Genomic DNA, 6,160 nt, shown 5'->3' on the forward strand with positions numbered 1-6,160 from the left:
TGCTGGCAACGGGCGTCGGCCGTTTCGTTGGGGAAAATTCGCAATGGATATCGGCTACTTCCTGAAGCTGATGACCGAAAAGAACGCTTCGGACATGTTTCTGACCACCGGGGCACCGGTCTACATCAAGATCGAGGGGAAGCTCTATCCGCTGGGCAATACCGGCCTGCCGCCGGGCATGGTCAAGAAAATCGCCTACTCGCTGATGGACGAAGGCCAGGTGCCGCAGTTCGAGCGCGAGCTGGAACTGAACATGGCCATCGCCCTGCCCGATGCCGGTCGCTTCCGCGTCAATGTGTTCAAGCAGCGCGGCGAAGTCGGCATGGTCATCCGTGCGATCCGCAGCCGGATTCCGAGCATCGAAGAGCTGAACCTGCCGCAGGTGCTGAAGGACGTCATCATGACCCCGCGTGGGCTGGTGCTGGTGGTGGGGTCCACCGGCTCGGGCAAGTCCACCTCGCTGGCATCGATGATCGACCACCGCAACAGCACCACCACCGGCCACATCCTCACCATCGAGGACCCGATCGAGTACCTGCACAAGCACAAGATGTCGATCGTCAACCAGCGCGAGGTCGGGCTGGACACCCATGCCTTCCACAACGCGCTGAAGAACGCGATGCGTGAAGCGCCGGACGTGATCCTGATCGGCGAGATCCTGGACGCGGAGACGATGGAGGCGGCCATCGCCTTCGCCGAAACCGGCCACCTGTGCCTGGCCACCCTGCACTCCAACAACGCCGACCAGACCATCGAGCGCATCCTCAATTTCTTCCCGGAAAGCGCGCACAAGAACGTGCTGATGAACCTGGCGCTGAACCTGCGTGCGGTGATCAGCCAGCGCCTGGTGAAGAACAAGGAAGGCCGTCGCCTGCCGGCCACCGAAGTGCTGCTCAACACGCCGATGATCCGCGACCTGCTGCGCCGCGGCCAGGTGCACGAGATCAAGGCGGCGATGGAAGCATCGCTGGAAGAAGGCATGGAGAGTTTCGACCAGTGCCTGTTCCGGCTGGCCAAGGCCGGCACCATCGAGCAGGAGGAAGCGCTGCGCGCCGCCGACTCGCGCGACGGCCTGGCGCTGAAGTTCCGCCTGTCTGAAGGCAGCAGCGGCGAGCATGACCCCTACGCGGATTTCTCTGCTGGCGCACCCAGCATCACCCACGGGTTCTGAGCCCGGCGGAATCCTGAAGGATTAAGGGGCGGTCTCATCCAATGAGACCGCTGGTCCGTAGGTTTCCGCAATGGAAACCATCCGCAAGCTGGCCATTCTGGCCGATGCCGCCAAGTACGATGCCTCCTGCGCCTCCAGCGGCTCGGGCAAGCGCGATTCGCGTGCCAGCGGTGGTATCGGCAGCACCGAGGGCATGGGCATCTGTCACAGCTACACGCCGGATGGCCGCTGCGTATCGCTGCTGAAGATCCTGCTGACCAACTTCTGTGTCTACGACTGCGCGTACTGCGTGAACCGCGTGTCCAGCAATGTGCCCCGCGCGCGTTTCAGCGTGGACGAGGTAGTCGCGCTGACCCTGGATTTCTACAAGCGCAACTACATCGAAGGCCTGTTCCTCTCCAGCGGCATCATCCGCAATGCGGACTACACGATGGAGCAGATGGTGGAGGTCGCCCGGCGTCTGCGCGAGGAACACCGCTTTGCCGGCTACATCCACCTCAAGACCATTCCCGAAGCGTCGCCGGAACTGCTGGCCAGCGCCGGCCGCCATGCCGACCGCCTGTCGATCAATGTGGAACTGCCCACCGAGGCCGGGCTGAGCACACTGGCGCCGGAAAAGACCGTTCATTCGATACGCGGCGCGATGGGTGAGCTGCGCTGGCGCATCGAGGAAGCGCAGGAGGCACGCAAGGCCGCGCCCGCGCTGGCGCCGGCCGTTACCCGCAGCGCGCGGCCGAAGCCGCCCCGTTTCGCGCCCGCAGGGCAGAGCACGCAGATGATCGTGGGTGCCGATGGCGCCAGTGACCAGCAGATTCTGACCAGCGCCGACAGCCTGTACGGCAACTACCGCATGCGCCGGGTCTACTACTCCGCGTTCAGCCCGATTCCCGATGCCAGCCGGCAGCTGCCGCTGCAGCCCCCGCCCCTGCAGCGCGAGCACCGCCTCTACCAGGCCGATTGGCTGCTGCGCTTCTACGGCTATGGCGTGGATGAAATCACCGATACCACCCAGGGAGGCATGCTCGATCTGGACATCGACCCGAAGATGGCCTGGGCGATCCGCCACCCCGAACGCTTCCCGGTCGATCTGAACCGAGCCCCGAAGGAAATGCTGCTGCGGGTGCCCGGCCTGGGCGTACGCAACGCAAAGCGCGTGCTGATGGCGCGCCGCCACGGGCGCCTGCGCGTGGCCGACATCGCCCGCCTGAAGGCGCCGATGAGCAAACTGCTGCCGTTCGTGCTGCTGGCCGACCATCACCCACGCAAGGCACTCGACGACCCGGCCGCGCTGCGCGCCCAACTGGCCCCACCGCCGCGCCAGGGATCGCTGTTCGATGCACCGCCGGCAGCCTGACGCGCCGCGTTGGTCGCAGCGGGTCGACCCGGCCTGGTCACTGCAGGCCTGGCGCGACGGTGCGCGTGATGCCCTGCTGCGCGGCGTGCGGCCCGAGCAGCTGGACTGGCTCGAAGGCAGCGAGGCTTCGCTGCTGGATGCGCCGCCGGTGCAGCAGGCACCGGTGCCCGCAAACGCAGGCGCTCCCAGCGTGCCGCGCGATTTCCTGGAACTGGCCGCCACCTGCCTTTGCCACAGCGAACCGCAGCGCCTGTCATTGCTGTACCGGCTGCTGTGGCGCATCACCCATGGCGAACGCTCGGTGCTGACCAATCCCGCCGATGCCGACGTGCTTCGCGCAACCGCGCTCGCCCAGGCCGTTCGGCGCGATACCCACAAGATGAAGGCGTTCGTGCGATTCCGCGAAGTCCCCGGCCAGCCCGAGGCGTTCATCGCGTGGTTCGAGCCACAGCATCACATCGTCGATCGGGTGGCGCCGTTCTTCGCACGCCGCTTCGCCGGCATGCGCTGGGCCATCCTGACACCGTCACGCCGCGCGGCATGGGACGGCCAGGCACTGGCGTTCGGGCCGGGCGCACGGCGCGAGGACGCCCCGGCCGAGGATGCACGGGAGGCGCTGTGGCAGACCTATTACGCCAGCATCTTCAATCCGGCCCGGCTCAATACCCGGATGATGATGCAGGAGATGCCGGCCAGGTACTGGCGCCACCTGCCCGAGGCGCAGCTGCTGCCGCGCCTGGTCCGCGATGCGGGCGATCGCGTGCAGGAAATGCATGATCGCCCCGCGCAGGCACCCCAGCGCAGGATTCCCATGCGTGGGGTCGCTGTGACAGCGACCACCGATGCCGACAGTCTGCGAACGCTGCGACAGCAGGCCAGTGCCTGCCGCCAGTGCCCGCTGTGGGAGACCGCCACGCAGACGGTGTTCGGCCAAGGGCCGGCCGATGCGCGGGTGATGGTGGTCGGCGAGCAGCCTGGTGATACCGAGGATCTCCGCGGCCAGCCGTTCGCCGGCCCGGCTGGCCAGCTGCTGGACCGCGCACTGGCTGAGCTGGGAATCGATCGCGCCACGCTGTATCTGACCAATGCGGTCAAGCACTTCCACCATGAACGCCGCGGCAGAATCCGGCTGCACAAGCGTCCGGAAAGCCGCCACGTCCAGGCCTGCCGCCCTTGGCTGATGGGTGAGATCGCACGCGTGCGGCCCCAGGTGATTGTGTGCCTCGGCGCGACAGCGGCAGCCACGGTATTCGGTCGTGATTTCGACCTCTCACGTGACCGCGGACGCTGGCACACCCTCGAGGACGGCACCCGCGGCTATGCCACCGTGCATCCGGCATGGGTGCTGCGGCAAAGCGACGGCGCGCGCCGCGAACAGGCCTATGCGCTGTTCCGCGATGACCTTGCGCGATTGCTGCAAAAAGGGGACGGAGGGGATTAAGTCGTATGTGCACTTACGACTTAATCCCCTCCGTCCCCTTTTTGGGGTCAGGCGGCGTCGGGCTGGTTTTCCGGGCGCGCGCGCTCGAAGGTGTCCAGCGCCTGGCAGGCCGCCTCGATGCGGCGCAGGGTCGGGTACGGCGCCAGATCCAGGCCGAAGCGGTGGGCGTTGTACAGCTGCGGCAGCAGGCAGAGATCGGCCAGGCCCGGACGATCACCGTGGCAGAAGGTGCCGGTGTCGCGGCTGTTGACCAGCATCGCTTCCATCGCGGCAAAGCCTTCGGCGATCCAGTGCAGGGTCCATTGCGTGCGGGCGTCGGCCGGCAGCTGCAGGTCGCGCTCCAGGTACTGCATCACCCGCAGGTTGTTGATCGGATGGATATCGCAGGCCACCAGCTGGGCCAGCGCCCGCACCCGTGCGCGGCCAGCGGCATCGGCCGGCAGCAGCGGCACCTGCGGGAAGCGCTCTTCCAGGTACTCGACGATTGCCAATGACTGGGTCAGCGTGTGCCCATCGTGCAGCAGGGTCGGCACCAGCTGCTGCGGATTGAGCGCGCGATAGGCGTCAAGGTGCTGCTCGCCACCGTCGCGGACCAGGTGCACCGGCCGGGCCTCCCAGGCCAGGCCCTTCAGCTCCAGGCCGATGCGCACGCGGTAGGCGGCGCTGGATCGCCAGTAGGTGTACAGCACGATGCCGTCGTCGACCGGGCCGTCGTCAACCAGGATATCCATCGCCGCCTCCATGCTCAGGGCTTGGCTGCCTGTTCGATGCGCTGCTCGATCGCACCGAAGATGCTGTTGCCGGCGGCATCGAGCATCTCGATGCGGACCACGTCGCCGAACGACATGAACGGCGTGCTCGGCTTGCCGTCGCGCAGGGTTTCCACCACACGCTGCTCGGCGAAGCACGAGGCGCCCTTGCTGGTGTCCTCGTTGGCGATGGTGCCGGAGCCGACGATGGTGCCGGCGCCCAGCGGGCGGGTCTTGGCCGCATGCGCGACCAGCTGGGCGAAGTTGAACTGCATGTCCACGCCGGCTTCCGGCGCACCGAACCACTGGCCGTTGATATGGGTCAGCAGCGGCAGGTGCACCTTGCTGTCCTGCCACGCAGCGCCCAGCTCGTCGGGGGTGACGAACACCGGCGACAGCGCCGAACGTGGCTTGGACTGCAGGAAGCCGAAGCCCTTGGCCAGCTCACCCGGAATCAGGTTGCGCAGCGATACATCGTTGACCAGGCCGACCAGCTGGATGTGGCCCGCCGCCTGTTCGGGGGTTGCCGCCATCGGCACGTCGTCGGTGATCACCACGATCTCCGCTTCCAGGTCGATGCCGTAGTCCTCGCTGACCACCTTGACCGCATCGCGCGGGCCATGGAAACCGGCGCTGGTGGCCTGGTACATCAGCGGGTCGGTGTAGAAGCTCTCCGGCACTTCGGCACCGCGGGCGCGGCGCACGCGTTCGACGTGCGGCAGGTAGGCGCTGCCGTCGACGAACTCATAGGCGCGCGGCATCGGCGCGGCCAGTGCCTGCACATCCAGGTCGAACACGCCGTCGGCGTCGCCGGCATTGAGCGATTCGTACAGGGCGTTCAGGCGCGGTGCGATGTGGCTCCAGTCCTCCAGGGCCTGCTGCAGGGTGGCGGCAATGCCGGTGGCGCGCACGCCGTGGCGCAGGTCACGCGAGACGACGATCAGGGTGCCGTCGCGGCCGCCTTCCTTCAAAGAACCAAGCTTCATGGGTGGGTGTCCGGAGTCGTGGGCAAACAAGTTTCAAGTGTAATCAAATCTGCGGCGACGCCAAGCTGCAGCGCGGCATCGGCCCACCCTACCGTAGTGGGGGGTTCGGCAGGGCTTGCAGCCCTGCACCTGCTCAATGCAACGGCAACGGCAACGTCAAAAACGGCTCTGGTTTTCTGCTGGTTGGGCGGGGCGGTGTGGGTGGGCAGGACACGCCGTAAACCCATCCCTGGGGGCTCGATGGCGCCATCCATGGCGCCAACGGTCCTGCCCACCCACACCGCCCCACCCCCGACAATTTCCCGATGACGGATCGAACATCCACGTCATTCATCGTCGAAATCCACCAGATATCGAGATAAATCGAATGAGATCTGACAGATCGCGGAAAACTGTCGAAGGCGGGGTGGGTCCGGTTGCGGGAGTGTCCGCGGCATGGATGCCGCGGCCAAGCCCCCA

At 66.6% G+C, this 6,160-nt stretch carries 5 protein-coding genes; 3 read left to right on the forward strand and 2 right to left on the reverse strand.

All coding sequences use genetic code 11. The features are described from left to right. Positions 1 to 43 precede the first annotated feature (43 nt). The 3 genes from D7T59_RS15155 (at position 44) to D7T59_RS15165 (ending at position 3,966) form a co-directional block, all read left to right on the forward strand. Entirely contained in the window at positions 44 to 1,171 is a 1,128-nt protein-coding gene (locus D7T59_RS15155) for a PilT/PilU family type 4a pilus ATPase (RefSeq protein ID WP_004141526.1), read from the forward strand. A 70-nt stretch (positions 1,172 to 1,241) separates the two neighbouring features. Further along, entirely contained in the window at positions 1,242 to 2,525 is a 1,284-nt protein-coding gene (locus D7T59_RS15160; protein WP_180851347.1) for a putative DNA modification/repair radical SAM protein, read from the forward strand. Beyond that, on the forward strand, positions 2,506 to 3,966 hold the full coding sequence (locus D7T59_RS15165) for a UdgX family uracil-DNA binding protein (RefSeq protein WP_180851346.1): 1,461 nt from the start codon (positions 2,506 to 2,508) through the stop codon (positions 3,964 to 3,966). Before D7T59_RS15160 ends, D7T59_RS15165 begins: the two co-directional genes overlap by 20 nt. A 47-nt stretch (positions 3,967 to 4,013) precedes the next feature. Here the strand turns inward: D7T59_RS15165 and maiA are convergent, their stop codons facing one another. Next, on the reverse strand, positions 4,014 to 4,697 hold the full coding sequence (gene maiA / locus D7T59_RS15170) for a maleylacetoacetate isomerase (RefSeq protein ID WP_180851345.1): 684 nt from the start codon (positions 4,695 to 4,697) through the stop codon (positions 4,014 to 4,016). 14 nt (positions 4,698 to 4,711) lie between these two features. Continuing rightward, positions 4,712 to 5,701 (reverse strand): fumarylacetoacetate hydrolase family protein, encoded by a 990-nt coding sequence (locus D7T59_RS15175; RefSeq protein ID WP_164137462.1) that lies wholly within the window; start codon positions 5,699 to 5,701, stop codon positions 4,712 to 4,714. Between the last annotated feature and the right edge of the window lie 459 nt (positions 5,702 to 6,160).

This window comes from Stenotrophomonas maltophilia (assembly GCF_013464915.1).
GTDB lineage: Bacteria > Pseudomonadota > Gammaproteobacteria > Xanthomonadales > Xanthomonadaceae > Stenotrophomonas > Stenotrophomonas maltophilia_AT.

What these genes read in the sequence shown, in the direction of transcription:
- D7T59_RS15175 (WP_164137462.1), bottom strand. Translation starts at nt 5,701, where the DNA reads ATGAAGCTTGGTTCTTTGAAGGAAGGCGGCCGCGACGGCACCCTGATC.
- maiA (WP_180851345.1), bottom strand. Translation starts at nt 4,697, where the DNA reads ATGGATATCCTGGTTGACGACGGCCCGGTCGACGACGGCATCGTGCTG.
- D7T59_RS15155 (WP_004141526.1), top strand. Translation starts at nt 44, where the DNA reads ATGGATATCGGCTACTTCCTGAAGCTGATGACCGAAAAGAACGCTTCG.
- D7T59_RS15165 (WP_180851346.1), top strand. Translation starts at nt 2,506, where the DNA reads ATGCACCGCCGGCAGCCTGACGCGCCGCGTTGGTCGCAGCGGGTCGAC.
- D7T59_RS15160 (WP_180851347.1), top strand. Translation starts at nt 1,242, where the DNA reads ATGGAAACCATCCGCAAGCTGGCCATTCTGGCCGATGCCGCCAAGTAC.